We start from the raw sequence: 24,719 nt of genomic DNA on the forward strand, positions 1-24,719 counted from the left end.
GCAGTCTAAATTAGAGATTTTCACTATGATGTAATAATTGGTGATTTCCTGTTAATTTTTGGGAAATTATAAGGGAAAATTCAGAAATGGAAAATGAACGCCTCTGCCAATCCATTAATTTTATCATTGGCTGAATGTACATTGGGTTTACTCAATCGGACGCCAATTATTTTGGCGTCCCAATAACATATGTTTTACATGATATCCTTTTTCAAGTTTCTTAATCGTAAAATCACTTTAGCCAAGTCATAAATAAAAAATGCAGGCCAAAGAAAAACCCATAAACATACTACTAAGAGAATAACCATATTGTGACTTGACCAAGACGTAACAACCAACACTATTAAAACAACTAGATAGGTTATAGATAAATACCAGAATTCTTACTCATATTCGACTCCAAATCTAAACGGATAAAATTTTTTTATTAGTAGATTTTTGCTGCACAGATCTAAAATTAGCAAGGATCTTATCTATAACAGGTTTAACCTGTCGTAATACCCCATCTCGACCTAACACACTATTTTTAGCAAGATCATTAAAATCGCTGAATTGTTTGGGATTTTTTTCTTGCTCTCCTGAAGAAAAAATAGGAAATACCACAAAACCGTTGACACTTCTTGCCGCCTCAATGGCTTGTTCTTTCCCCGGATTAGCAGGTCGATTCATGCCCTGCTTCTTTTCCTGATATCGATCATCATCACCCGCAATTAAAACAGGTATTTGAGGAAATTTTTGGTTGAGGGCTTGAGCAACCAATTTCATATTCCCTGCATCAAAAGCAGAGACGACTGGCATTTCCAGCGACTCACTTAAGGTGGCAGCTGTAGCATAACCTTCAGCGATCACAATAACTGGAGCCTTTGCCAAGCAATCAAAACCCCCTACCACATGAAAACACCCTTCTTTTCGACTGTCTTTTGCAAATCGTTTTGTACCATTTTCCTGAATATATTGGATGTTCCATAAAATGCCCTCGGCATCGAATGCAGGTATGCACATCGTTTTTTTGCCTTTATCTGTATAAATACCTGGATGTACAGTGATCCCTTTGGCTTCAATGTATGGAGTTGGTTCTGTTAATGTCTGCATCAGGTTCAATTTACTCATTAACCGTCCCGCAGTATTTTTATGAAGACACTCTTGTTCTTCTTCACGATTTTTTAATTTTTCCATCGAGATGGCTTTCAAATGAGCTTTTTCTTCTTCTGTTAAAACATAACCTTTACTTTTCCATTTTAAGTCAATACCCGTTCGATTATTTTTAATATATCCTGCGGGAATACCATCTAAATGGCCCACATAAAATCCTGCCTTCTCTCCATTTTTATCTCCTTCCGCGGTAATACGGTGCTTTTTTCCATCCATTATCGGATGCTCATCAGTAACAATACATCCTAAACTCATTAAAGCTTCTTTGAATTCAGTGATGGGATCAAGTTTTGAATTTAGATTTGATTTTATGTTCTCAGAAATCCATGGTTTGATTCGATTTAAAGCAACCCCAGGTTTGGCATACCAACACTTTTCTTGATGATCCCACGCAATGCCAAGTGTACCATCAGGCAAGTGACCTACCACCGATTTGGCAGTATCTTTTTGTGAAAAAGGAATAGCCAGCCAGGTTTTCTCAAAAACCACTTCTTCCGTATTAGTCTGACTATTAGTTTCGCGCCACGGCTTAAGACGCTCCAAATCCGCTAACGAATGGGCATACCATTTCTTCATGTCCTTATCCCACAGGATCATCGATTCACCACTGGGTGATTTACTCATCAGTTCTTTAACCGTTTCTTTTTGATGAAAGGGAATATTGAGCCAAATTCGCTCCTCTTTTTGGATAGGCACGCTCATGGAATCCCTTGCTTTGTTGAGTTCATCCATGAGTTGTTGATCTTGAGTCAGCACGACTTCATGCTGTTGTTCTATCATTAATGAAGTAATATATGTCCTAATCTTTTCTGCATCAGAGCTTGCTCTGAATAATTCTAAAGGATCTTCTTTTAATAGTTTAATCCATGATTTGATGTAGGCCGTATGCTGAGAAGGATCATGGCCTATACCTAATTCATCCCCTAGCATGAGACTTGCGATTTCTGCACGCAACTCCTCCCTTGCATATCCTTCACTTCCAAAAGGATGATTTAAATCGCGATCGAGGCGCGAGGAATGTCCGGTCCAATGACTTAGTTCGTGCAAAGCAGTCGCATAATATCGCGCGGCTGTTTTAAATTGATTTTTAAGAGGCAGATGGATGCTGTCTGTCGACTTTCTATAAAATGCCCTATCTGATTCAGAGTGAATAATATTTGCACCTGACTCAGCAAGAATGGATTCTGCTTTATCAAGTAAGGCCCAATGACGCTCCTCAACAATCAAGGGAGGCAAACCCTCAATCTGTGTCGCATTAAAAACAGTCGCATAAAATACACGAGGCCGCTCAAGTGAGCATCTCACTTTTAAAACATTCCCGTGCTCATCCTTTATGGGATTATTTTGCTCATCTTTTTGAATCCGCTCTTCTGAAAATTTCCAATATTGGATGGTTGTTCCTTTTTCGCCTTTTTTAACTTGAGCACCTAACGATTGGGCTTGTTTGTATGTTAGCCAACGATTATCTGGTATATTGTGAGCCATTAAATAAAGTGCATTGATTCCCTTATATCGTGTGCCAGTCAGAGGATTAAAAGGAAGTCTGCCTCCTTGACCTTCTTCCCATGGAATTAACCAGGGAGCAGTTCCTTCCTTTAATTGTTCAATAATTTGGTTTGCAACCTGTTGATGGTAAGGCAATTTATCCATAAATAGCCTCCATTGCATCGTGCTCATCCAAAGCATCTTCAATAAAAGCTCCTGCTGTATCTGCCTCTTCTGGGGTAAATTCAATAACAAATCCTGGAATCATCAAATCATTCAACTTATCGCAGATGATTTCCTTTATATTTTGATTATTTTTATTGTTCATTATTTCCCTTTATTAGTTATTAGAATGCTGTTTTTTTCATCTCACCAAAGATTTATCCTATTGATTTACTGAAACTTATCCTCACCAAGTAATCATTGGGATCACAATTCCTTTTATTTGAGAAGTGTGAATCGGACCATAATAACGACCATCAAAAGACGTCTCGCTTTGATCCGTCATCGTGAATACCTCATCGGATTTCAATTGGTACTGTTTAATAAGCCATAGAGACAGTGGACGATTCAGTCCATCCTGAATTTTAGGTTTACTAAAAGGAAGTAACTGACCATTAATAAAAACACCTGATAAAGTACTTGAAATCTGATCACCATGAACAGCCACCACTTTTTTCATAAGATAGCCAAATCGATGAGCACATAGTCCGTAATCGATGTAGCCTCTTAAGCGAGCTTCGTTAAATACCGGCTTGGGTTCAGGACAAAAAATAATGTAGTGATCCTTTAATTGATGACCACGTTTCAGTAAATAAATCCCCTTGGGAATGGAGTTACTCGTGTTAATACGGATACCAATGACAATGAGCATTAGTCCTAAACCAAACGCTAGCAGGACACCATAAAGAATGAGATAGACTATTTTTTTCATAAGACAATGGCCTCCTCTTCAGATAACTGCATACGGATTACATCTGATTTGGCCGGTGCTTCGATGGAGGAACGTGCAAGAAAGATGGGATCTTTGAAATACAGTGGCTGTCGCCCGTAAACCATAGGAAATCCTGCCATATAGACCACCATATCCCCAGCTTCAATAATCTGTCCGTCTTTGTTCTTTTTAGATCCAGGGATTCGTAAACACTCATCTGCTGTTAATAAAGGACGCTTCACTTCCTGAGTAGTTTTAGAAATCTGATTTAAGAATAAGCTGATTCGTTTTCCACTGGTCGTTAGATGCTCTTTGACTACTGTGGTAAAGCCCGTCAGTTTTGATAAATGCTCTGCGGTTTCGATGCGATTCGGGGGATAGGCATTTTGAATATGGCAATTGGAGGTAATCGTTTCATCAGGACCATACCCTCTCTCTCGGCTTTTAAGCTGATTGATGTCCTGACAAATAAGATAAAATTTAAGACCATATCCTGCAACAAACGCGAGGCTTTCTTGTAAAATGTCGAGCTTTCCCAAACTTGGAAACTCATCAATCATGCACAACAATCGGTGCTTGTAATTTTTCTTCGTTTGGATGGATGAGACACCCTCATGATTGGTGACGCGCTCAAAATCCATTTTATCCGCTGAGAGTCGGACAATCATATTAAGCAATACCCGGACTAATGGTTGCAATCTGGCTTTATCATTAGGCTGCGTCACAATGTAAAGACTGACGGGGACATCATGATTCATTAAATCCTTGATACAAAAATCCGAAGATGAAACGTTTTGTGCAACCACTGGATCGCGATACAATGATAAAAATGATTTGAGTGTGGATAGCACAGAGCCTGCCTCTTCCTCCGGCCTATCAATCATATCTCGAGCAGATGCACTAATGACTGGATGAGGTTTACCATTGCAATGAGGATATTGAGTCATCTCAATTAATAAATCAGCCACATTCACGCAAGGATCAACCAGCATTTCATCCATGGCTGGAAGACTAGCCACCTCACCTTTATCTTTAAGTTTGTACAAACTATGTAATATAAATCCTACTAATAAAGATTGAGATGTTTTTTGCCAATGCGACTCCAGTCCTTTTCCATCAGGATCTGCAATGAGTGTTGCCAGATTTTGTACATCACCTACTTCAGACTCCGTCTCCAATCGGATTTCATTAAATGCGTTCCACCGCGCACTTCCGAATCGCGCAGCAGGTTCAAAGCGAATCACTTTATTCTTTGCATATTGTTGCCGCCAACCCGCCGTTAATGCCCAAAGCTCTCCTTTTAAATCGGTAATCACTGCCGAATGCTTCCAGGATAAAAGCGTTGGAATCACAAGCCCTACCCCTTTCCCAGAGCGCGTTGGCGCATAGGTTAATACATGTTCAGGGCCATTGTGCCGTAAATAACGAATTTGACCGTGCTCTTCAAACGCCCCGACATAAACGCCTTCATCATGTCCAATAAGTCCTGCATGAACTAAATCGTCTTTGGTAGCCCAACGCGCGGAACCATGAAGATACTCGCTGATATCCTCCTGGTTCAAAGCCCGAATGGCCAACATAACCCCTATTAAGGAGACAGAGGCGGTCATCACCAGGATGCCATTTGCCCCATTGAAATAATACGGGTAGGTTTCATGCCATTGAAACCACCATATCAAATAGTTCCATGGCGCATAAAAATAACCCATAGAATGCCCTAATTGAGGAGCATAATGAAAAACAGATGCTAAATACTGAGTAGCACATTGAGCACTGATTAATAGGGCAACTAACACCAAAATAAACGCGTTGAGTTTTCTTTTTTTAGGTTTATCTTTTCTTAATTGAGGCCCGATTAATGTCTTTTCTTTTTTCATAGCGACTTACTCCATCTATCTGAACGATACATCGAATCCAGGGCACGTATCGCATCAACATTTCGATAAAACCGGTTATCCCCTGGAGTAGATTTCAATGGTTTAACAGACCGTATCCTGGACTTATCAAGGCCTATCTCTTGGCGAACTTGTTTTATATGTACAGGGAAAGTACCAGGAGAGTTCACCGCATACGTATTAAAATGAGAGCTCAACCACATTTGCCATTTTCTGGCTTTTTTTATGAGATCGGCTCGATAGATACGGTTAAATTTTGGAGTTTTAGAATGGTAATTTGCAGCTCTCGTCCATAAATCCTGCCCGTCATGCACCAAATGGCCTCTTACCCTCCAGGCCGCCAAATCATAGGCATAACACCCTTTAGCTGCCACATCATCGGGTTTAATTCCAAACTGCGCCAGTTCTTTTAAGTAGGCCGTATTGAGCTGCATACTGCCTACATCATAAGTTCCATTCGAATTTTTTACCCATTGACCAGGTCTTCCAGATTCTTTCTCTGCAATAGCCAACAGGATATTAGCGGGAACCTGATATTTAATAGCCGCCATGATGGTACAGGCGACTTGCTCCTGATGAATACTCGGTGTTTGACTCCATATAGACATTTTATTCTCCAGCGTGCCTTTCTTTATTAACAAATTGATTTACTTCCTCGCCATAACCATCGGGCGCAGCGCTAAGGCTGCCCTCCATTCCTTCGCCATCATCAAATGATGAGGCATCATGTTCCATGTTCTGATGGATGGCATCAGCTACTTGCCCCCCTGGCGTTTCTCCAACACGAGCAGTAAACGATTCTTTTAGCGCATCGACCTTATCACCAATGACATCCGAAGCACCTGAAGACAAATGAGAACCAAATGAAGCAGCAAAACGCCCAGCATTACTCAGTGCCGACATGAGGCCATTTGAAGAGAGTTCTTGAGGACTTCCCGATAAGGGTTCCATGATTCCTGAGCCCATACTTTGCGAAGCGGCTTTAAAAGCCGCATTTAAAGCACTGCCTACCCCTGCGGCATTAGCAATGGCTGAACCGACTACAGAAGCCCCACCAGACATGGCAGCAGCAGCCATGCTGGCGGCACCCATGGCAGCCCCTAATCCTACGCCACCGCCACCTCCAGCCCCGCCTCCTTGAACGATTCCTGCAAGCATTGGCGGAATCTTATTAACCAGAGTCAATAAAATAGAACTAACTACCAGCATGACAAATAACTCTTTTAGAGTCATATCTGAGGACATGGCAGCGTAATATTGGTCGATAAAGGATTTACCAATCCCAATAATCAACACCATAGCAAAGGCTTGTAAGGCAATTCCTAAAACGGTTTTATAATAATTAATGGCAATATCCTGAGTCCAACGCCCTCCTCCAAATCCAAGCAGGAAGATTCCTCCATAACAAATAAACCATCCTGAAATTAAAACTATCAACATATTCACGCCAACCAGGGCAAGTACAAGTAAGATAATGCCTGCAACAAGAAGGCCTACGGTAGTATTGGCAGGGGACCATATGGAGGAGTTATCAATGGTTTTCGAAACAATATCAAAACCCACATCCACTACTCCAGAGGGCGAAATCGTATTAGAAAGGCCCGAAGCCTTAGAGGCAATTTGTCGCAATGAATCAATAATGGCTTTGGTTAATTCAGGTCCATTTTCTAAAATCCAGCAAAAAAACCCAGTGACTGCAAGAAATTGGATCAATTCAGCCAATATTTCCTGGGGATCGCAACGCCGAAGTGCCATTAATCCAAAGGTCCAAGTCATACTCAGTATCACTAATCCCCAAAATAACCAATTGGCATAGGATTTCATTTGGCTTTCCCAATGAGATGCTGTGGTATGAAAACGATTTAAAATATTATCAAACAAGTCGGCACTATCTATGCCCACACCTTGAGCATAGAGCGAACTGGAAAGTCCTATTAATGAAAGCAGCAAAAGAATGTGAATCATTTTGTTATTCATGTTCTTACCACTGCATCGGGTGACTTTTGGTATAACTGCCTTTTCTAAAGCACGCATCCCCTATCATTTGAAGTTCTGCAGGCGTTCGCCCCTGCCTTGAGCTGTCGCAGGTTAACTGCTCGGTCATTGAATTTTTTTTATTTTCTTGGGTTCGCGCGTTGTCACAGCCTGTCAAAATAAACAGTATTAGTGTGAGGCATAAGTAGATTCGATTCATCATTTGTCCTTTTTAAGTGATTTTTATTACCAGGATTTACCCGTACTTTTACGAAATGTTCCCGAACGAAAACGCTCATCTCCCGCAGCTTGTATCGCCTCTTTGTTCGCAAGCGAAGCAGCCCTGGTCGCTTCGGCGTTTTGCTGGGTAATTAACAAACTGCGAATTTGTAACAGTTGGTTGGATTGTGCACTGGCTAGTTCTGATGCAGCTTGTATAGCCTGTTGTTGACCTTCTGCCTTTTGTGCATGGTCTTGCAAGATTTTGAGCCTGGCTGCATCTGTTTTAATCTGTTGCTGTTGCCTGTCAATGCCACGAAGCATGGCATCATTTGCTTTTTTTTGCGCCACTGAAGCATTCATCTGATTTTGTTTGAGGCGTTTTAATTCCTCCTTACTGCAATTTCCATTAAAGCAAGGGCCTTTACTGTAGTACTCCTCACTTTGATAACGGCTAAGATAAGCATCCAAACTACCCGCTTGTTGTTTGTACTCATCCAGGGTATTTGTGGTGTTCACCAGATTGGTAATGATTTGATTGGCATCATCCCATTGATAAGAGGTCAATGACTTACCATTGGCCAACATCAGGTTATATTGGTCCAATTGATTTTTATATTGATTCGCTTGCGTAGTTAGCATTTGGGCATTTTGATACCAGTTAGCCCAATCAATTACAGGCATATTCGCGTGGCATAAACTACCGACTCCAATCAAACTCATTCCAACATAATACAGCATGGTCCATTTGAATTTGTTTGCCTTCATTTCTTATTCCTTAATAATAATCAAATGCCACATAAGACCTTTTAAATACCAAGTCTTTTACCGTGATAATGTTGAAGCGATACCCCGAACCTATTTCAATAGAAGGGGCAACATTTAAATTTTTCATAATCAATTGCGCAGAGACTTCACCTAATTGTTGACCTAATGCCTGACTGAGCACACTTCCGGCTGTAGGTTGATAAGAAACTCCGTTGAAAGGTTGATTTTGATTTTGGCTGTAGGTCATTCCTGCAACAATGCCTGACATAAGAAAGGCTGAGCCAAAAATTCGTCCATAATGATTATTTACCCGGTCGCGAAATCCCGCAAATCCTGCCCCATCGGTTCCTGGCATGGACCCAATATCTAATTTTTTTCCGTCAGGGAAGGTTAATCTCTGCCAGGCAACCAATAGAGTATCTTGTCCATACGCTACATCACTGGAATAAATACCCAGTAGTTTGGTTCCCTGTGGAATTAATAAATACCGACCCGTTGCAGTGTCATAAACATTCTGGGTTACTTGACCAATAATTTGGTTGGGCAAATCCGAACGAATACCACTTATCATGGCTCCTGGAATGACACTACCTGCGGTTAAAACGAAAGGAGTTTCAGGGGCGCTTACTCGTGAATTAAGATGCCAACGCCCTTCATCTTCACCACCACCCAGTGGCATAGGCTTTCTCTCATCATGAGAATGCCTACCTTGAGCCATTTCTTTAAACGGAGCTTCTGCTGTGAATGATGCACGATGACTCCTCAATTCGCCATTGGGATTAGTTCTTCTTTGAGGAGTAAGGGATCCTTTATCAAATAGTACAGATGATTTTGCTTTAACCGCTTCCTCAAATTGTTGGGTTTTCTCCTGACGAATCCGCTCAAGTTCAGTATCCGGGATAGGCTCTTCCACATAGGGTTTAGGCGGAATATTGGGATTATCAATCACGGCAACGGGAATCTCGACTGTTTCAGACACTTGAATCGCCTTTCTTGCTGAAGGCACAATACCTGACTCATATTTGCCTACAATCTCATTGGCCATGTGGAGGTTATTTGCTTGGGCAGATACATTAGGTTTTACCTCCTCCACGGTGTTAGTTTGCCCATCAGCGCGTTTTATCGCAACCAGGACAATCAATAGAACAAACAGTAAAGCAACTCCCAAAATAATCACCAATGGCCAATTATTGACCCGGCGCACCCCTGAAATCTCTAATTTTTCCGGAGATTTCTCAGCAGACAACCAATCCTCGTTTTGACTCATCTCACCTACTCCTTATACGACCATGCACTAACAGGCATCAATTGACTCTGATTAAGCGAGTAAACACGGCTTAAAGATTGACTTTCTACCCAGACCGTCACCCGATAAAAAGCTTTCTTTATTGAAGTGTCCACCACATAAGCAAAGCGCACACCTTGTCCCATACATCGGCTCTCTATCAATCCATAGCCTCTCTCTCGCAATAAACGAATCAATTCAATCCCATAACCATCTTTAACTCGTTGGCTGAAACAAAATTGAGTTCTGGCCGGAGGAAAAATAGAGACGAGCTGCGTTACGGTATCTTTAGCCATTGCATTAAAATGATGGGATGGCCCATCCGTAAAATTGCCATAGTGGACACGGGTACAACTGGACAACCCCAAAACTCCCAACAGGATTAACCAATACTTCATACGCCACACCTCGTAATAGAAACTTTCTCCTGAGCACTCCCACTACCAATCACCAAAAGTGCTTTATCAAACACACTATCAACGATGTAACGATTGCCTTGTACCCGGTAATTGACCATGACCGCTTCTGATTTTTGAAAAAGTCTTTTCTTTTGCATGACCAGTAAAACAGGCGCTTCCGTTTGAGACATAGTTTTTGGCATGTGAATAATGGTTTTAATCCCATCGTTATAGACACGAACAGGTTTCCAGCGAGTACGACCTTCAATTTGATAATTAAAATGCAGATTCCCCAGATATTCATGCGTTTGAGGCAAGGTATGCATTTCTCGATGTTCGCGTTGCAATTGACGAATGAGATTCCATTTGGCTTGTGCTTCATCAGGATAGATAAAAGACACATAAGGCATGAATTCATGGCGGGTGGATTTCAAACGAAAATGATAGGTTCTGCGATCGGTGGTCACCACCAAGGAGCTGTCCAAGCCCACATCCAGTGCTTTTGCTTTAATAATCAGATGTAATCGCTGATTAGGACCAACGCCTGTGACTGACGGCTCAATGGTAAATCGGGGATCACCCACATTAAAATTATTCATTTGCTCCCCTGCTTGTAGCGCAATATCACAGATTTGCAATACGGCACAAACGATACGCGTTTGGCCTGAGCCATACACAAAACTAATAGAGCCATCAGATGCCGCGACAGGCTTACTTGTCGCTTGTCCCGTTTGCCATTTTTTTCCTATCTCAATGGCCTTACGTTCCTGTGGATTAAGCGGCATTATTTTTTTTGAAAAGTATTTATCGGCCATATCGTCTTGAGTGATGGCCATTCCCAAAGTGGGCCAAATTAAGAAAACGCTTAAAAGATAATGTTTCATTCATGAACTCCGAATTGTCGGGACCAGTTAAAGTCTTGAATATAGATAAAATGTGGATTGTTTAGTAACGACTCATGGCTCACCCCTTTTAAATGGGTAGCCTGGTACATGGTGAGTAACGCTTTCATACCATAGGGTTTTTCCTTGATTGAGCCATCTCGATTGCGTACGGTTTCTACCCAATCCACCTGCCAGGAGGACTCTGACTCTTTAAGAACTGAACGAATTTCAATACTCACCATTTCCTGTGCTGCTCGCTCAAATGGATTGGAGTCTGGCGTTCCTTTGTAAAACTCATTGGCTTTCGTGACTGAAGCATCATTTTGATTCAAATAAGAATACACCTGAAAAATTGCCTTTCTCTGCAACTCCATATCGGCGCTAACCAACCGAATGCTTTCAATGAAATGGGCGGCTGCTGCTCGATAATCATCAAGACTTGCCTCGCCCACTTTATCGGCCCTGGTAACCGATAAGGTATTCCCTTGGGCATCTTGCTGAAACACTAAAGGAATGAATTTGGATTGGCTGCCAATTGAAATTAAACCGCCTACTGCGGCAAGCGCAATCAACAGGCAACTGATACTAATCAATTGCCAAAGATGTAAGGACTTCAAGAGTCCCGCTTGATGTACATTCCATGCTCTTCGTGCATTGAAGTAAGGATTATAGGTAATTTTTTCTTTGGGTTTTTTCGAAGATCTATTTTTATTCGCTATCATGCTGCTACTCCATAGAAACCAAGCTCGTATTCTTTCGGGTTAATTCCTTTTTCAGCTACCCACGAAGTGACCCAAGCCGCACCTTTTTGTGCTTCAAGTTCTTTAATTCGTTTGATGGAATCCAGATCCGTTGCCCCTGCAAACGAAAGCGCTAAAGGTCCTAATGCCAATTGATAAATGCGCTGACCTTTTTCGCTGACATAGTAGTAATCGCGTTTAGGCACAGCACCTGCAACAATCTCGACCTGTCGTGGGTTAAGACCCATGCGCGCATACACTGCGGCTGTTTCTGGTGCTCGAGCATGAGGATTAGGCAAGAAAATTTTAACGGCAGTTGATTCCACAATAATATCCAGAATTCCTGAATTAATGGCATGCGATAAATGCTGCGTTGCCATAAAGACACAGCAATTTTTCTTAGCCATCGAATCCAGCCATTCGGCGATTTTTTGGCGAAAAACAGGATGAGCCAACATAAGCCATACTTCATCTAAAATAATTAAAGTGGGGCGGCCGTCTAAAGAAGTTTCGATGCGCCGGAACAAATAAAGCAATACAGGTAATGCAAATTTTTCCCCTAATCGCATCAAATACTCGATTTCGTAGGTCATAAAAGAAGACAATCCTAATTCATCAGATTCTGCATCCACCAAATGCCCCATAAGGCCATCCACAGTGTATTGTTTTAATGTTTCTCGAATTGACTCATCTTGAATCGTCATCACAAATTCCGATACCGTTTTTGACCCACTTTGATGCATGTTAATAATGGCATGAGCTATTTCATTACGCTGATGAGGAGTAGTATTCAAACCATTTAATGCCAAAATGGTATCAATCCACTCCATGGCCCACGCCCTGTCTTCTTTCGTATCCAAAAATTGCAAGGGAGCAAATGCCAATTTAGAGTCCTGTGAGGCGATGGTGTAATGTGCCCCACCTACTGCCTTACAGGTGGGATACATCGACATTCCCTTATCAAAAACATAAATACGCGCCTCTTTGTAACGACGCCATGACAACGCCAACATGGCAAGATGGGTTGATTTTCCTGAGCGAGTCGGACCAAACATAATACCATGACCTAAATCCCGGACATGAAGATTTAGTCGAAAAGGTGTGCTACCTTGCGTAACACAATGCATTAAGGGAGGAGATTGTGGAGGAAATAAAGGACTAGGGGATTGATTCTCACCGGTCCAAATGCTTGATGTAGGCAGTAAGTCAGCCAGATTCATGGTATTAATAATGGGTCTACGCACATTTTCAACCCCGTGACCTGGCAAACTGCCAAAAAAGGCATCCATGGTGTTGATGGTTTCAATGCGCGCAGTAAAATGAAGTGCATCGATATTTTTCTTAACGTATAAAGCCGCTTGCTCTACCAAAGAGCGGTCTTCATCCATTAATACAATAACCGAAGTATAATAACCCTGCCCTACCATCCCGGAGTTCGTTTCTGCAATGGCATGTTCAGCATCCTGTAGCATATCCACTGCATCCTTATCAACAATACCCTTACTTGTTTTAAAATATTGGCTATAAAATCCCACAACTTTCTGTCGCCATTTCTTACTGTATCTCTGAAAATGTTTTTCAGCTTCATAAGAATCCATAAATATAAATCGAGAACTCCATCGATATTCGATAGGCAATTGATTTAATGTCGTTAAAATTCCAGGGGTAGCCTCCAACGGAAATCCTTCAATAGCCACACATTGAATGAATTTCCCACCCACTTTAGGAATCACCCCGGTATATAACTCCTGACCGCCAATTAATGCATCCAGATAAATAGGATTTTTCGGCAAAGTGATGCCGTGTTTGAGTCCCGTAGCACAAAAATGCAGATGTTTTAAAAAATGCTCTTGAGTAAGATACGCATTATCTTCTTGTAAAACCTGTTCAGCCTTAAGCCTTGTTAAATTGAAAGCCAAATTCATTTGCGTTTCGAAATGAAGACAAGCTTGGTTAAATTCTTCCAAAAGCTGGATTGTTTGCTCTTTTTTTGAACGATTGACTTGTGAATCATCAAACATTAATGCAACGAATCGCCGTTCAGCAAGTATTGGTGGAAACCAGGTTAAGGTCAAAACAAAGTCGCCCTCATACAAGGTTCCCATTTGCTCAAAAAAACCTCTTCGCTCCTCATCCACCGCATAGGATATCCAATCGGAAAAATGAGATTGCCCCCTGTCACTGTACCCAGGAGCTGCCCGCCTGATGACATCCACATGAATCATCCAACCAGAACCCATACTCGATAAGGCTTTATTAATACGAAATGAGAGCATTTCACGGGCTTCATCCGTCAAATTCGCCACATCCTCACTTCGATACACCCAAGCGGCCATAAATGAGCCATTTTTTCCTACAACAACCCCATCGTCTACCAATGCCGCATAGTTAAGTAAGTCAACAAAAGCGGCTTGTCGTTTTCGATGCGTTCCTAAATGATGAACACGACTTTCCTTTCTTATCTGCCCATACAACACCGATAAAAGAATAAATCCTAAAATGGTTATACTAAATGAAATCATCTGTATCATTTGAATTCCTTTCTATTGTCCCGAAAAGGAGTGGAGCGTGCAGGATAATAAGATTGGTAATAATGATGTCTGAGATAGACTGCTCTCATGAGCGGATCTGCTTTTGCCATTAAACGAAGTCCTTTTAAAGAAAAGAACCAAAGAATTACGCCAGTAATCAGAGCCAACCAATCATAAGTCACAAATACCAATACGGCACATAAAAGCCCTGAGAGCATCACCAACTCTCTATCTCCTCCCATAAAGAGGATCGGACGCACACCACTGCGTCTTATGGGGATCGCTCTAAGAGTCATTGGCCTACTCGCTTTTGAACGGCAAAAGGCGTAATCTCAGCTCCTTTTCCGGTAATAGCAGTCACCGTCGCTTTTGCACCGATTACAAGAGATAATGCGAGAACAATCCCGATGATTACTTTTAAAAAGCCACTCAGCTCTCCACCAAAAATCAAAGCAGCACCAGAACCTATTATCCCTGCCACCGATACACTAAAAGCAAAAGGGCCTGTGAGTGAATTAATCACCTTGGTAAACCAACCATCCATAGGAAGCCCTCCGCCCGTAGTAGAAGCCAGTGCCGGATGAGACATTCCCAATAACAACACTAGGATTAGCCCTGCTACACTCACAACTCTCAAATTACTTTTTAAATTTTTTGTCATGTTCCTATCCTTTTAAATTCGTTGTTTCAATATATACTGACCATTGACATACCCACCCAGATGAATGACTTCTTTGATGGTGCGGCCTTCTGGGGTTCGGGCAATATGAACCACGCAATGAACCGCCTCGCCAATCAATGGTTCAATTTCTGCAGGTGCACTCGGATTTCGTGTAATCAATGATTTCAAACGTGTAAGCCCAGCAAGCGCGCTATTAGCATGTAAGGTCGCAGCACCACCTTCATGCCCAGTATTCCAGGCATCCAATAAATCCAATGCCTCCGCACCTCGAACCTCACCCACTAAAATCCTGTCAGGCCTCATGCGTAAAGTGGTTTTGAGTAACATGGTCATAGTGACATCAAGGGTAGTGTGATATTGAATGCAATTTTGAGCCTGGCATTGAATTTCGCCAGTGTCTTCAATGATGAAGATACGCTCTGAAGCATCGTGAGAAACCATGTCATGAATAATGGCGTTCACCAGAGTAGTTTTTCCCGATCCTGTTCCACCAATAACCAAAATATTACGATGAAGTGACACCGCATCCTTAATCGCGTCATATTGAGAGCGAGTCATGATTTTTCGCTCAACATATTCTTCAAGAGAGAAAACCGAACTTGCTCTTTTACGAATAGCAAAAGTAGGCCCCATAACTACAGGTGGGATTTGACCCGCAAATCGCGATCCATCGATTGGAAGCTCACCTTCTAATAGTGGCTTATAACGGGTGACTTCCTTTCCATGAAATCCTGCAATGGTTTTTATAATTGATTCGGCACGTCCCAAAGAGACTTTTCCGATGCATTTCATGGACTCGCCCAATCTCTCATGCCATAGCTTACCATCCGCATTCAGCATGATTTCAACTGTTTTGGAATCGTCAAGCGCTTCCAAAATAACAGGACCTAAATCCCGTCTTAATTTTTCTTTGGCTCTATCCTTTACCGTGACTAATTGTTCCACCTGATCAAGCATCATTATTCCTTATTTCCTAACGATTATTGCACGCCATGGTGCATGGATGTCGGATGTTTAAATTTCCTGATGAGCCTGTCCACGATGCTTTCTTTTTGAGGCAGGCCGTCCAAAAACCAGGACTCTTTTCGTCTGTCGCGAACAATTTGTTTTTGAATTTCCTCGCGATGAATCGGCATCGATTTAGGGGCATCAAATGCGATGCGCACCTCTCCATCCTGATAACCAACTACCGTGCAATACACCTCATCTCCAATCACTACGGACTCCCCTATTTTTCTTGTTAACACCAGCATGACGTTCTCCTTTTTTTAGACAAAATAATCCACCAAGGCATGCAAAAAGCCTCATTCCAAATCGATATAAATTCTAATTTTTTTAAACTACCGAATAGGATTTATTTATCCTGTTTCTGGTTTTTCTTTGATGTGAGACATGACCCATAAACTCCGATGATTCCTAAAATAAAACACTAACCCCAATTAAAACAGCATCCTGAGTTGGGATATTTTCAATAGTGCCTTGCTCTGTTTCCGTATTAATCTGATAATTCACCGCATGACCAAACAGATGTTGATAGCCAATATAAAAATAACTGTGGTCATTAAAACCATAACCTAAGCCTGCCTGAAGCTCTGGTGTCCATCGCAAGATATCATTCACCTCATTTCGGTCGACTTGCAAATGCCTGTAAGCAACCCCTGCTTTCACAAAACTTAAAAATCCTGAGTTAAAAGGGGTAATTTTCACGGTTCCCAATACATCCACAAAAGGTTTTATATGAATATGTACCGGCTCTCCGCCCATAGCATCCAATGTAGATTTGGGAATATTTAAACGCATGGAATTGCCATTTTGAACGCCAGACTCCAATCCTAAATGGAATAAATCAGACATCGCATATTGCGCCTCAAGGCTTAAACGCCCCACAAAACTTCGACCATCTTGAGCATAAGCATCCCGATACTGTGTACCGCCAAAACTTCCTGAAATTCCCCAATAAAATCCTGAGCAATCAAAACAAGTTTTCGCATATCCCGCAGCACTGATAAAAAATGACAACATCACTAACAATAATTTATTCATGGTAATCCTTAGTTAAAAGCGTGCTACTGCGCGAACTCGACCAACCGTATTTGATTTACTACTGGATAAAAGCTCCCCTGTAGCAAATTGAATTAACCACGCTTCAGCGACATTATGCTCAGTGGAGCTCCAATAAAATTCCGGAGCAAAGGCAACCAGGTTATTTAAATGCAAGTTCTTATGAAGCAATTGAAGCTCGAAGGCCGAAGGTAAATACCAACCTCCATAACAAACACCTCCAGCAACAATGGGAGTTTTACAAGAAGTTATACCATCGTCCAAGACTTGAAAATTAGCTGCTTGAAGGGCTGCAAAAGTACCTCGTTGATTATCAATGGTCTGTTGAGAAATAATGATACGTGTATTCGTTTCACCTGCCCCTATTCCATCGCCTCGAGCATTGGTTACTTTATTTCCTGATATCCCATTTCGCCATTGAATACCTTCATTATTGACATCGATTTTACTTGCAATTAATCCATGCTGACCTGTTTCATCTACATAAAATACGACACCGCCTCGATAGGCCTCGCCAATTTGATGGCGTAGGGGAACCATTTGAATCACATTGTCTTCGATACTTATTCCATCTCCTGCAATATAACGTCCAGACTCTCCTTTATCCCCTTTGTCTCCTTTGGGTCCTTGCTTACCAGGTTTACCCTCTGGAATGTTATTGATTTGAGTTTCTATTATCTCCAGTGATTTGTAGATTCCTTTAATGCGAAACCAAAACTCATCATCATCCACCGCATAAGAAGAACCAGCCATCAATAAACAAAATAATCCTGATAATTTTGTATTTAATTTCATTTTCTTATCCTAAAATGCATGAATAGCACGTATTAGAGCATTCGTTGATTTATCATCCACCTGTGATACTCCTGTATTAAAATCGAAAAGCCATGCTTGGGTAGTATCACTCTCCGATGAACTCCAATAGATTCCATGACGAAAGTTCCCAAGACCTAAAGGAGTTAACGCTTTATTTAAAAGAACCAATTCATATACGGAGGGGAGATACCAACTCCCATAACAAGGCTTCGCTTGATTACAAGGTGTTTTGCCATCTTCCTGGATTGAAAAATTTTGAGCGACAAGCGCCGCAAATTGACCTTCCTGATCGTCAATAGTTTGTTCTGAAATAATTAAGTGCGTATTCGAAAACCCAGCAAATAACCCATTGGCACGTGCGTTTGTCACTTTATAACCACTATCTCCATTATTCCATTGCAAGCTCTCGGGAGAGGCATCAATTTTAGCTACGATTAATCCATGCTGTTTGGATTCATCCATCCAAAAAATAATGCCCCCCTGATAGCTTTCACCAACCTGATGCTGCATTTGATGTATCTGCACTTGAACGGACTGAGATACCTCTTTCAAACGAACATCCATGTTAGCTCGTTGTTGATTTAGTTGCTCTTGAACACTTCGTACCACTTCCCTAATTTGCATATCGACATATTCCTTTGATGTAGGTTGAGCAAAGCTATTCGTACCAATAAGAGAGGCAGCAACTAACAAGATGGGTTTATAAACGAATTTCATTTCTAATCCTTGTTTATCCATGTTCAAAGTTTTTGTTTTTATTTACTTAATGGATTGAGGTTTGTTCATGTAAATTTTCCAAGCCCTTTAACTCGTTTCGTTTAATACGAAGGTAGATTTCTTCACGATGCACTTTAGTGTCTTTAGGCGCATTAATCCCTAAACGCACCTGATTGCCTTTTACACTCAAGACAGTGATATTCACATCATCACCTACTACCAAGGTTTCCTTAATTCTTCTGCTCAAAACTAACATTTCTGACCTCCTTTTATTTAGTTAATGGTTTATTTCTACTTATTGATTTGCAAGTAGTGACTCACTGTTATTTTCCTCATTAATTGTTACCTCACTCTCCGATAAATAGCTTTCTTTCACTGTTTCAATGCAACGATTTAAGACTGTTTTGGCAGAGAGTTCCTTAAAAAACATCCATCCTGAAAATACGCCCACAGTAACACCTAGCGAACTGCTTGCGGCAGCAATGCCTAGAGCTGGTGCTTCGGCAGCCATCAGGGAGGCCAGGAACATCAGCGGGGTTTGCCATAGCCCCAGAAGAACTCCTACTCCAAGTCCTAATGCAGCTCCGGTTGCAATAACAGCAACAGAGATGGCAATTACCGCCAAAGCAAGACCGATTGCTTTTACTGCTTCGTACTCTTCACCCAAAATCGATTGGCAACGAAGAGTGAATACCTCTAAGGGATTGATGGGGTCGTCTGGTTCTTGAATTAAACTATCCAGAAATTGGGTAGTAGCCGAGTACAAATGAAGTTGCGTCATGTCATCAAGCTTTTTAATTTCTTTCTCAAGCATCTCAAACGCATCATAAATCGTTGTTTTACCACGAGCATTATTCAACGATTTTCTAAATTCTTTCTGACAATACGATAAAGCGGCACTCATTATTATTCCCTCTTGATTTATGCACTACATGCTTACTGATACAAAACAGGCATACTTTGCATCTCGGTATTAAGTTTTTTTCTGATAAAAACCTCTTTCCTATCTATATCTACATGAGACGGAGCTTGAACTCCTATAGCGATAATGCCATCATGCTCATGAAGAACTTTGATCTGAATTTCGCCCTGATTAATTAAAATTTGCTCTCCGACGCGCCGTGTTAATACCAGCATTACTCTCTCCTTTTGTTTTATTTCAACATGGCTCTCATTTTTTCCAGATGCAGCGCAGCCACCTCTGGACGACTTTTTTTGTGATTTGCTCTTTCACGAAATAAAGTGCGTTTTTTAGCATCTCTGCATAACTCCACAAATTGAGGTAGTGTAGGAGGAAATTCTTTCTTGCTCCGACAATAAGCCACCGCTTCTTGCAAATAGTTGTCCTCGATATGCTTTAGTGCCTCAAACCATTCATCTTTCATAAACACGATAAACTCCTCATTTTTAAATTGGCTACGCCATAACTGGCCATAGTACGCACCAAACTTCAAAAATAACCGGTCAATACGCTTGCGTGCAGGATCGGTGGCCGAAGAAATCAATGACGTTGTTTTCGTCTTCAAGTCCTGATTTGCACGAATCCCATAGGCCATCCCCTGCTGGTTGTTTTGTAAAATGCGACCGATTGTTTGCATGACTATTCTCCTGTAGCTCATCCTGTGTTAATTCATCATTCCAACAATGCTGTGCTAACCAATTCGCAGGATATTTCCATGGAGCAACCCATTGACCTTGGTTTTTTAACTGCTGGGTAAATGTGATCTGTGCTTGCAGCGCATTCAGTATTTGGGAACATAATTGCTGATTAGGGTTTAACGCTTGAAATTGTTCCCATGCTTTTTGTTGTGATTTTTTGAGCGGATACAAATTCCAAAATTGCTCAAATTGGGATAATAAAAAAATATAATAATTATCTTTATATAGAGGTATGTCGGCTTTTGAAGGCTCTTCTGTGCCGGGTTTTGAAGAATAACCCTCAAAAAAGCCCGTATGAGCACAGTTTTCCTGAGCCGGCCTTGTGATGGCTTTTTGTGACGGGTTTGTGACGACTTTATTTTGGACAAAATAATCCAATGTAGCCAAATTACATTTTAAAATTAAATGCTTTTCTTCTGATTGAAAAGAAATAATCCCAACTCGTGCCAAACCAGAGACAGCACGCCGAATTTGTGCGCGAGAGAAGCTTTCGCTTTTTATCCCTTGATGCGGTTCTACATAAAGTTGTTCAGCAAGCGACTGATAGCTTATTTTTCGTTTCACGCCCACAATCCCCGTTTTAACGTCCATATAAGGCCGTATTCCTCGTAAATAAGCTAATTGCTGAATGTGTAGTAACCCACTTAGAGCAGCAAGCTCATTTTCATTAATAAGAAAATCCATCATACTGTCTCAATCCATTGTCTAATTAACTTCAACTTGATTTTGTGCCTCTACTCAAATAAATTAATTACAGTAGCTGCAAATTATTTTTATTCCCTTTAATTACCTATTTGGAGTCAGTAAAATTTTAAAAACTTGGTAAAAATCAATAATTAAAGGCATTACGTTTTTCTATACTGAATAGATACGCGTATATAGAGTCATATTATACCTTAAATGCGTATAAGTAAATAAAATATACTTATACTTGGTATTATTTAAAATTTATTAAGGTCCGTTATGGAACAAAATAATGAAGAACAGCGAGTAAACGCCGGGTACCGCATTAAAAAAGCGAGGAACTTAGCAGGTATCTCTCGCAAAGATTTAGAAAATAAATATGGAATTAGTATGCATACCCTTCAGTCATGGGAGTTAGGCAGGAATCCTATAACTGAAAAAGCTGCATCAAAATTAGTGGAAATATTTCATAGCACAGGGGTGAGTTGTTCTGCTCAGTGGCTTCTAAACGGTTCGGGTAAAAGTCCGAGCTTATTAGATGCGGAGTTCACTCCCTATCCTGTTAATAAACATATTTCCTCTCTGATAACGCAAGAAAATACTATTCAAAAGGAAATTGAGTTTTTTAAAACCAACAACCCAAATGCTGTAGTTATAATGGTTTCAGATGACACCATGGCACCAATCTACTCTAAAGGCGACTTTGTTGGTGGAGTTCAGTATCTCAATACTTCGGACATAGAAGAGTGTATAGGACAGGATTGTGTTGTGGAAATTAGTGAGGGAGTTTATTTTCGCCGCTTAGTGAAAAGACAAAATGGCTATGCATTGGTTTGTTTAAACTCGCAAACAACCATCGAAGATCCTATTATTTTTTCAAAGAAAATTTTAGCGGCAACCCCAGTGATCTGGCATCGTTGGAAATTTATAAAACCTGAATAACCTCTGAGAAATAAGAGGCTCCAAACAAAGCACTGTGGACTTTATTCTTGATCAAATTGCAGATGCCAGGATAGTATCTGCGAAAAAAATGTTCGGTGAGTATGTATGCCACCTGTAAAACCCTATTTGTTAATCTCAACTGAATTTTGGGACAAGTAAAAGCGGTTAGCTCAACTTATTCACGTTACCACAATGGAAGTACCTGCTGCACCTAAAAATAAAGCGTTATCAAAAAATAATATATATGATAAATTTTGCTTTCAAAAACAATGCCACTCATTCCATGACATGGATATAAAACAGTTAAGGGAATAATACTATGATAGATCTTTATTACTGGCCTACACCTAATGGACATAAAATTACAATATTCCTTGAAGAAGCTGGTTTACCATATAACCTTATACCAATAAATATTTTTAAAGGTGAGCAATTCGCTGAAGATTTCTTACGTATATCACCAAACAATCGAATTCCCACTATTGTTGATCACAATCCTCAAGGTTCTGATAAGCCTGTCTCTATATTTGAATCAGGTGCAATATTGCTTTACTTGGCTGAGAAAACAAGGCAATTCATACCAGCTAATTTGCACGATCACTATGAGGTATTACAATGGCTATTTTGGCAAGTCGGAGGATTAGGTCCAATGGCTGGACAAAATCATCACTTTAGTCAGCATGCCAAAGATCTAACTTATGCTGTTGATCGTTACGTCAGAGAAACAGCCCGATTATATGAGGTTTTGAATAAGCATTTAATTGACCGAGAATTTATATCAAATGAATACTCAATTGCTGATATGGCTTGTTATCCATGGATAGTCCTTTATGAAAAACAACAACAAAATTTAAATGATTTCCCCTTTTTAAAAACCTGGTGTTTAAAAATCCAGGAACGTCCTGCCGTTCAAAGGGCATATGATGTAGCTAAAGATATCAATGTTGATCAAGTTCTATCTGAAGAAGCAAAACAAATTTTGTTTAATCAAGGCAAACGATCCTAAATTAAACAATTTAAGAGACAATAGATTAATTACTACCAGTTTATTTTTGTATTTGTTTTTAGTTTTGCGTCTCTATGGAGAATGCCGATGATTCTACCTGTTGAAGTAGCGGTCGAATGCCCTAGCCCATCCCACTGTTTTTTAAGAGATGAGTACCAATTTTGATTAAGCAATAAAGGCTCATCCAACTTATGTACAGATTCAAATATCTCGCTCGAGAGGAGTGTTAATAAATCACTCGTGCCGATACTAATTCTTATGCAACCCATTGCAGCGAGATGCTCATAATCCAGCGGTGTAGCGGCATCAAAAATTCCGTCATTAACTAGAGGCGAAATGTTACTAGTCCACCAATTAATTAAAATTTTGCTTGCTTCTAAATAATTATCAATATTTTTAATCTTTGGTAGGGGTCTTATATCTTTAACTGTTGACAGAATAGCTAATATTTTGATTTGCCTAGTTGACAAACAATCAACAATTGAACAAGCAGCTGCGCCAGCTAGGGCAATCATGTCATCTGCATTAGCAGCAAGTCTTTGGGCAATTAACTCTGCTAACAATTCATGTTTGTCTTCATTATCTGTAACTGCTGAATCAACAATCGCATTTTTAATAAGCAAAGCGCTACTTGGGTGATTCAAGGAGTTTTTAAATATTTCAGATTTATTAACAGGTATCTCTTTTTCAAGACGCTCTACTCTCTCCGCTAATCTTGTTACAAAATTCTCCATATTTTTTCTTGCAATAGCTTGCATCTCAGGAGATTGGGCCGTCACCAAATCAATAAGCCACTTAAATCCATTGGAAGAAATTTGCTCTATGAAACGGCCTGCTGCACCACCTACTGCAGCAGTAACAATTAAACTTGTTGTTGGATCCATATAATATAATTCCCAATTCAGCGCATCCAAGAATATTGAAAGCTATCATTTTTTCATTGAGGTTCCCTTTATTATACTTGAAGTATAAATGTTACGGGACCATCGTTACATAAACTGACCTGCATACAGGCACCAAAACAACCTCTGGCTATTGAGATATCGTACTGTTTTTGGGCATGCTCGACCAAATATTCAAATAACTGCTTGCCTTCTTGAGGTGGCATACCTGTTGAAAAGCCAGGACGCGTACCTTTAGTGGTTTCAGCAACTAACGTAAATTGTGGAACTAACAACAATCCGCCCCGTATATCTTTCAAACTGAGATTCATTTTTCCCTGGGCATCAGGAAATATCCGATAGTTTATTATTTTATTAAATAATTTATCTGCTTCATTTTCGCTATCCGTTTTCTCGATGCCAACTAAAGCCATAATCCCTTTTTGAATAGAACCAATAGCAATACTATCAACAGCCACTTCCGCATGAGTTACTAATTGAATGACACTTATCATGACACTGTTCCTTGCATCGACCATTCAATTTTTTTAACAGCATTTATTTTATGTTCTGGCGCCAAATGAGCATATCTAAGTGTCATTTTAATATCTGAATGGCCTAGCAACTCACGGACGGTATTTAAATCTATACCAGCCATTACCAGTTTACTTGCAAAGTGATGTCGTAAATCATGCCATCGAAATTGTGTTATTTGAGCTTTTTTTAAAATTGAAGACCAGGATTTATTAACGTTGTTAAAAGGTTGATTATTTTTACTAGGAAAAACCAAACCCTCTTTTAATTCACTTTTCTTATAGAGATCTTTGATTATATTAATAGCCTCATTATTTAAAGGAATATATCGCGAATTACTATTTTTAGTAATATTTCCCGAGATGATAATTGATTCTTCTGATAAATCGATCATATCCCAACACAAATTGAATAATTCGCCCTAATGTAATGAACCATCTCACCCACTGAGTTGGCAAATTATGTTTACCAG

28 protein-coding genes and 1 pseudogene are annotated in these 24,719 nt (G+C 40.4%); 2 read left to right on the forward strand and 27 right to left on the reverse strand.

What is annotated here, in order from left to right; genetic code table 11:
- Positions 1-405: 405 nt before the first annotated feature.
- The 24 genes from QM652_RS07025 to QM652_RS07140 all read right to left on the reverse strand — a co-directional run bounded on the left by QM652_RS07025 (position 406) and on the right by QM652_RS07140 (position 20,887).
- The gene (locus QM652_RS07025) at positions 406-2,802 is read right to left on the reverse strand and encodes a zincin-like metallopeptidase domain-containing protein (RefSeq protein WP_415074213.1); all 2,397 of its coding nucleotides are present in this window, start codon (positions 2,800-2,802) and stop codon (positions 406-408) included.
- Positions 2,795-2,965: a hypothetical protein gene (locus QM652_RS07030; RefSeq protein ID WP_415074215.1), complete on the reverse strand. Its 171-nt coding sequence runs from the start codon at positions 2,963-2,965 to the stop codon at positions 2,795-2,797. The genes QM652_RS07025 and QM652_RS07030 overlap by 8 nt, the downstream gene beginning before the upstream one ends.
- Positions 2,966-3,046: 81 nt before the next feature.
- Positions 3,047-3,571 carry a conjugative transfer signal peptidase TraF gene (gene traF, locus QM652_RS07035; protein WP_415074217.1) on the reverse strand — a complete coding sequence of 175 codons (525 nt, stop codon included), beginning with the start codon at positions 3,569-3,571 and terminating at the stop codon, positions 3,047-3,049.
- Positions 3,568-5,448 carry a type IV secretory system conjugative DNA transfer family protein gene (locus tag QM652_RS07040; RefSeq protein WP_415074219.1) on the reverse strand — a complete coding sequence of 627 codons (1,881 nt, stop codon included), beginning with the start codon at positions 5,446-5,448 and terminating at the stop codon, positions 3,568-3,570. The genes traF and QM652_RS07040 overlap by 4 nt, the downstream gene beginning before the upstream one ends.
- Complete coding sequence (locus QM652_RS07045; protein ID WP_415074221.1) at positions 5,445-6,074, reverse strand: transglycosylase SLT domain-containing protein; 630 nt, start codon at positions 6,072-6,074, stop codon at positions 5,445-5,447. Before QM652_RS07045 ends, QM652_RS07040 begins: the two co-directional genes overlap by 4 nt.
- Before the next feature lies 1 nt (position 6,075).
- On the reverse strand, positions 6,076-7,443 hold the full coding sequence (gene trbL / locus QM652_RS07050; RefSeq protein ID WP_415074223.1) for a P-type conjugative transfer protein TrbL: 1,368 nt from the start codon (positions 7,441-7,443) through the stop codon (positions 6,076-6,078).
- A gap of 243 nt (positions 7,444-7,686) precedes the next feature.
- Positions 7,687-8,382 carry a P-type conjugative transfer protein TrbJ gene (gene trbJ / locus QM652_RS07055; RefSeq protein ID WP_415074267.1) on the reverse strand — a complete coding sequence of 232 codons (696 nt, stop codon included), beginning with the start codon at positions 8,380-8,382 and terminating at the stop codon, positions 7,687-7,689.
- Positions 8,383-8,437: 55 nt separating this feature from the next.
- On the reverse strand, positions 8,438-9,694 hold the full coding sequence (locus QM652_RS07060; RefSeq protein ID WP_415074225.1) for a TrbI/VirB10 family protein: 1,257 nt from the start codon (positions 9,692-9,694) through the stop codon (positions 8,438-8,440).
- A gap of 5 nt (positions 9,695-9,699) precedes the next feature.
- On the reverse strand, positions 9,700-10,110 hold the full coding sequence (locus QM652_RS07065; protein WP_415074227.1) for a conjugal transfer protein TrbH: 411 nt from the start codon (positions 10,108-10,110) through the stop codon (positions 9,700-9,702).
- A complete protein-coding gene (trbG, locus tag QM652_RS07070) occupies positions 10,107-10,994 on the reverse strand; it encodes a P-type conjugative transfer protein TrbG (protein WP_415074229.1) in 888 nt (295 codons plus the stop codon). The genes QM652_RS07065 and trbG overlap by 4 nt, the downstream gene beginning before the upstream one ends.
- The gene (locus tag QM652_RS07075; RefSeq protein WP_415074231.1) at positions 10,991-11,716 is read right to left on the reverse strand and encodes a VirB8/TrbF family protein; all 726 of its coding nucleotides are present in this window, start codon (positions 11,714-11,716) and stop codon (positions 10,991-10,993) included. The genes trbG and QM652_RS07075 overlap by 4 nt, the downstream gene beginning before the upstream one ends.
- Positions 11,713-14,265: a conjugal transfer protein TrbE gene (locus QM652_RS07080; protein ID WP_415074233.1), complete on the reverse strand. Its 2,553-nt coding sequence runs from the start codon at positions 14,263-14,265 to the stop codon at positions 11,713-11,715. The genes QM652_RS07075 and QM652_RS07080 overlap by 4 nt, the downstream gene beginning before the upstream one ends.
- Positions 14,262-14,561, reverse strand: a complete 300-nt coding sequence (locus tag QM652_RS07085) for a conjugal transfer protein TrbD (protein WP_415074235.1) — start codon at positions 14,559-14,561, stop codon at positions 14,262-14,264. Before QM652_RS07085 ends, QM652_RS07080 begins: the two co-directional genes overlap by 4 nt.
- On the reverse strand, positions 14,558-14,926 hold the full coding sequence (locus QM652_RS07090) for a TrbC/VirB2 family protein (protein WP_415074237.1): 369 nt from the start codon (positions 14,924-14,926) through the stop codon (positions 14,558-14,560). Before QM652_RS07090 ends, QM652_RS07085 begins: the two co-directional genes overlap by 4 nt.
- Positions 14,927-14,938: 12 nt before the next feature.
- Positions 14,939-15,904, reverse strand: coding sequence for a P-type conjugative transfer ATPase TrbB (gene trbB, locus QM652_RS07095; RefSeq protein WP_415074269.1), 966 nt, complete (start codon positions 15,902-15,904; stop codon positions 14,939-14,941).
- 23 nt (positions 15,905-15,927) lie between these two features.
- Positions 15,928-16,200, reverse strand: a complete 273-nt coding sequence (csrA, locus tag QM652_RS07100) for a carbon storage regulator CsrA (protein ID WP_415074239.1) — start codon at positions 16,198-16,200, stop codon at positions 15,928-15,930.
- Positions 16,201-16,363: 163 nt separating this feature from the next.
- Positions 16,364-16,990, reverse strand: coding sequence for an outer membrane beta-barrel protein (locus QM652_RS07105; protein ID WP_415074241.1), 627 nt, complete (start codon positions 16,988-16,990; stop codon positions 16,364-16,366).
- 12 nt (positions 16,991-17,002) lie between these two features.
- The gene (locus QM652_RS07110; protein ID WP_415074243.1) at positions 17,003-17,803 is read right to left on the reverse strand and encodes a DUF1566 domain-containing protein; all 801 of its coding nucleotides are present in this window, start codon (positions 17,801-17,803) and stop codon (positions 17,003-17,005) included.
- Between the two features lie 9 nt (positions 17,804-17,812).
- Complete coding sequence (locus tag QM652_RS07115; RefSeq protein WP_415074245.1) at positions 17,813-18,541, reverse strand: lvrE; 729 nt, start codon at positions 18,539-18,541, stop codon at positions 17,813-17,815.
- Between the two features lie 46 nt (positions 18,542-18,587).
- The gene (csrA, locus tag QM652_RS07120; protein WP_415074247.1) at positions 18,588-18,797 is read right to left on the reverse strand and encodes a carbon storage regulator CsrA; all 210 of its coding nucleotides are present in this window, start codon (positions 18,795-18,797) and stop codon (positions 18,588-18,590) included.
- Between the two features lie 39 nt (positions 18,798-18,836).
- Positions 18,837-19,445: a hypothetical protein gene (locus tag QM652_RS07125; protein ID WP_415074249.1), complete on the reverse strand. Its 609-nt coding sequence runs from the start codon at positions 19,443-19,445 to the stop codon at positions 18,837-18,839.
- Positions 19,446-19,477: 32 nt separating this feature from the next.
- Positions 19,478-19,678, reverse strand: a complete 201-nt coding sequence (locus QM652_RS07130) for a carbon storage regulator (RefSeq protein WP_415074251.1) — start codon at positions 19,676-19,678, stop codon at positions 19,478-19,480.
- Between the two features lie 17 nt (positions 19,679-19,695).
- Positions 19,696-20,067, reverse strand: coding sequence for a Vir protein (locus QM652_RS07135; protein WP_415074271.1), 372 nt, complete (start codon positions 20,065-20,067; stop codon positions 19,696-19,698).
- On the reverse strand, positions 20,006-20,887 hold the full coding sequence (locus tag QM652_RS07140) for a hypothetical protein (RefSeq protein ID WP_415074253.1): 882 nt from the start codon (positions 20,885-20,887) through the stop codon (positions 20,006-20,008). The genes QM652_RS07135 and QM652_RS07140 overlap by 62 nt, the downstream gene beginning before the upstream one ends.
- 276 nt (positions 20,888-21,163) lie before the next feature.
- On the opposite strand from QM652_RS07140, the gene QM652_RS07145 reads away from it, so the two are divergent.
- Together QM652_RS07145 and QM652_RS07150 are read left to right on the forward strand one after the other, a co-directional pair.
- Positions 21,164-21,826: a LexA family transcriptional regulator gene (locus QM652_RS07145; protein WP_415074255.1), complete on the forward strand. Its 663-nt coding sequence runs from the start codon at positions 21,164-21,166 to the stop codon at positions 21,824-21,826.
- A 319-nt stretch (positions 21,827-22,145) separates the two neighbouring features.
- Positions 22,146-22,832 carry a glutathione S-transferase N-terminal domain-containing protein gene (locus tag QM652_RS07150; RefSeq protein WP_415074257.1) on the forward strand — a complete coding sequence of 229 codons (687 nt, stop codon included), beginning with the start codon at positions 22,146-22,148 and terminating at the stop codon, positions 22,830-22,832.
- 32 nt (positions 22,833-22,864) lie between these two features.
- Here the strand turns inward: QM652_RS07150 and QM652_RS07155 are convergent, their stop codons facing one another.
- The 3 genes and pseudogenes from QM652_RS07155 to QM652_RS07165 all read right to left on the reverse strand — a co-directional run.
- A complete protein-coding gene (locus QM652_RS07155; RefSeq protein ID WP_415074259.1) occupies positions 22,865-23,716 on the reverse strand; it encodes an LPO_1073/Vpar_1526 family protein in 852 nt (283 codons plus the stop codon).
- 71 nt (positions 23,717-23,787) lie between these two features.
- Positions 23,788-24,228 carry a D-aminoacyl-tRNA deacylase gene (dtd, locus tag QM652_RS07160; protein ID WP_415074261.1) on the reverse strand — a complete coding sequence of 147 codons (441 nt, stop codon included), beginning with the start codon at positions 24,226-24,228 and terminating at the stop codon, positions 23,788-23,790.
- Positions 24,225-24,656: pseudogene (locus QM652_RS07165) on the reverse strand (tyrosine-type recombinase/integrase); the annotation flags it as partial. The pseudogene QM652_RS07165 and the gene dtd, both read right to left, overlap by 4 nt.
- Between the last annotated feature and the right edge of the window lie 63 nt (positions 24,657-24,719).

This window comes from Legionella sp. (assembly GCF_047605385.1).
Lineage (GTDB): Bacteria > Pseudomonadota > Gammaproteobacteria > Legionellales > Legionellaceae > Legionella.

Coding starts and splice junctions, on each gene's coding strand:
- QM652_RS07130 (WP_415074251.1), bottom strand. CDS start 19,678: ATGCTGGTATTAACACGGCGCGTCGGAGAGCAAATTTTAATTAATCAG.
- QM652_RS07150 (WP_415074257.1), top strand. CDS start 22,146: ATGATAGATCTTTATTACTGGCCTACACCTAATGGACATAAAATTACA.
- QM652_RS07030 (WP_415074215.1), bottom strand. CDS start 2,965: ATGAACAATAAAAATAATCAAAATATAAAGGAAATCATCTGCGATAAG.
- csrA (WP_415074239.1), bottom strand. CDS start 16,200: ATGCTGGTGTTAACAAGAAAAATAGGGGAGTCCGTAGTGATTGGAGAT.
- trbG (WP_415074229.1), bottom strand. CDS start 10,994: ATGAAACATTATCTTTTAAGCGTTTTCTTAATTTGGCCCACTTTGGGA.
- QM652_RS07105 (WP_415074241.1), bottom strand. CDS start 16,990: ATGAATAAATTATTGTTAGTGATGTTGTCATTTTTTATCAGTGCTGCG.
- QM652_RS07075 (WP_415074231.1), bottom strand. CDS start 11,716: ATGATAGCGAATAAAAATAGATCTTCGAAAAAACCCAAAGAAAAAATT.
- QM652_RS07085 (WP_415074235.1), bottom strand. CDS start 14,561: ATGACTCTTAGAGCGATCCCCATAAGACGCAGTGGTGTGCGTCCGATC.
- QM652_RS07080 (WP_415074233.1), bottom strand. CDS start 14,265: ATGATACAGATGATTTCATTTAGTATAACCATTTTAGGATTTATTCTT.
- QM652_RS07065 (WP_415074227.1), bottom strand. CDS start 10,110: ATGAAGTATTGGTTAATCCTGTTGGGAGTTTTGGGGTTGTCCAGTTGT.
- QM652_RS07145 (WP_415074255.1), top strand. CDS start 21,164: ATGGAACAAAATAATGAAGAACAGCGAGTAAACGCCGGGTACCGCATT.
- traF (WP_415074217.1), bottom strand. CDS start 3,571: ATGAAAAAAATAGTCTATCTCATTCTTTATGGTGTCCTGCTAGCGTTT.
- QM652_RS07155 (WP_415074259.1), bottom strand. CDS start 23,716: ATGGATCCAACAACAAGTTTAATTGTTACTGCTGCAGTAGGTGGTGCA.
- QM652_RS07060 (WP_415074225.1), bottom strand. CDS start 9,694: ATGAGTCAAAACGAGGATTGGTTGTCTGCTGAGAAATCTCCGGAAAAA.
- trbB (WP_415074269.1), bottom strand. CDS start 15,904: ATGCTTGATCAGGTGGAACAATTAGTCACGGTAAAGGATAGAGCCAAA.
- QM652_RS07140 (WP_415074253.1), bottom strand. CDS start 20,887: ATGATGGATTTTCTTATTAATGAAAATGAGCTTGCTGCTCTAAGTGGG.
- QM652_RS07110 (WP_415074243.1), bottom strand. CDS start 17,803: ATGAAATTAAATACAAAATTATCAGGATTATTTTGTTTATTGATGGCT.
- QM652_RS07025 (WP_415074213.1), bottom strand. CDS start 2,802: ATGGATAAATTGCCTTACCATCAACAGGTTGCAAACCAAATTATTGAA.
- QM652_RS07090 (WP_415074237.1), bottom strand. CDS start 14,926: ATGACAAAAAATTTAAAAAGTAATTTGAGAGTTGTGAGTGTAGCAGGG.
- QM652_RS07040 (WP_415074219.1), bottom strand. CDS start 5,448: ATGAAAAAAGAAAAGACATTAATCGGGCCTCAATTAAGAAAAGATAAA.
- dtd (WP_415074261.1), bottom strand. CDS start 24,228: ATGATAAGTGTCATTCAATTAGTAACTCATGCGGAAGTGGCTGTTGAT.
- trbL (WP_415074223.1), bottom strand. CDS start 7,443: ATGAATAACAAAATGATTCACATTCTTTTGCTGCTTTCATTAATAGGA.
- QM652_RS07115 (WP_415074245.1), bottom strand. CDS start 18,541: ATGAAATTCGTTTATAAACCCATCTTGTTAGTTGCTGCCTCTCTTATT.
- trbJ (WP_415074267.1), bottom strand. CDS start 8,382: ATGAGTTTGATTGGAGTCGGTAGTTTATGCCACGCGAATATGCCTGTA.
- csrA (WP_415074247.1), bottom strand. CDS start 18,797: ATGTTAGTTTTGAGCAGAAGAATTAAGGAAACCTTGGTAGTAGGTGAT.
- QM652_RS07045 (WP_415074221.1), bottom strand. CDS start 6,074: ATGTCTATATGGAGTCAAACACCGAGTATTCATCAGGAGCAAGTCGCC.
- QM652_RS07125 (WP_415074249.1), bottom strand. CDS start 19,445: ATGAGTGCCGCTTTATCGTATTGTCAGAAAGAATTTAGAAAATCGTTG.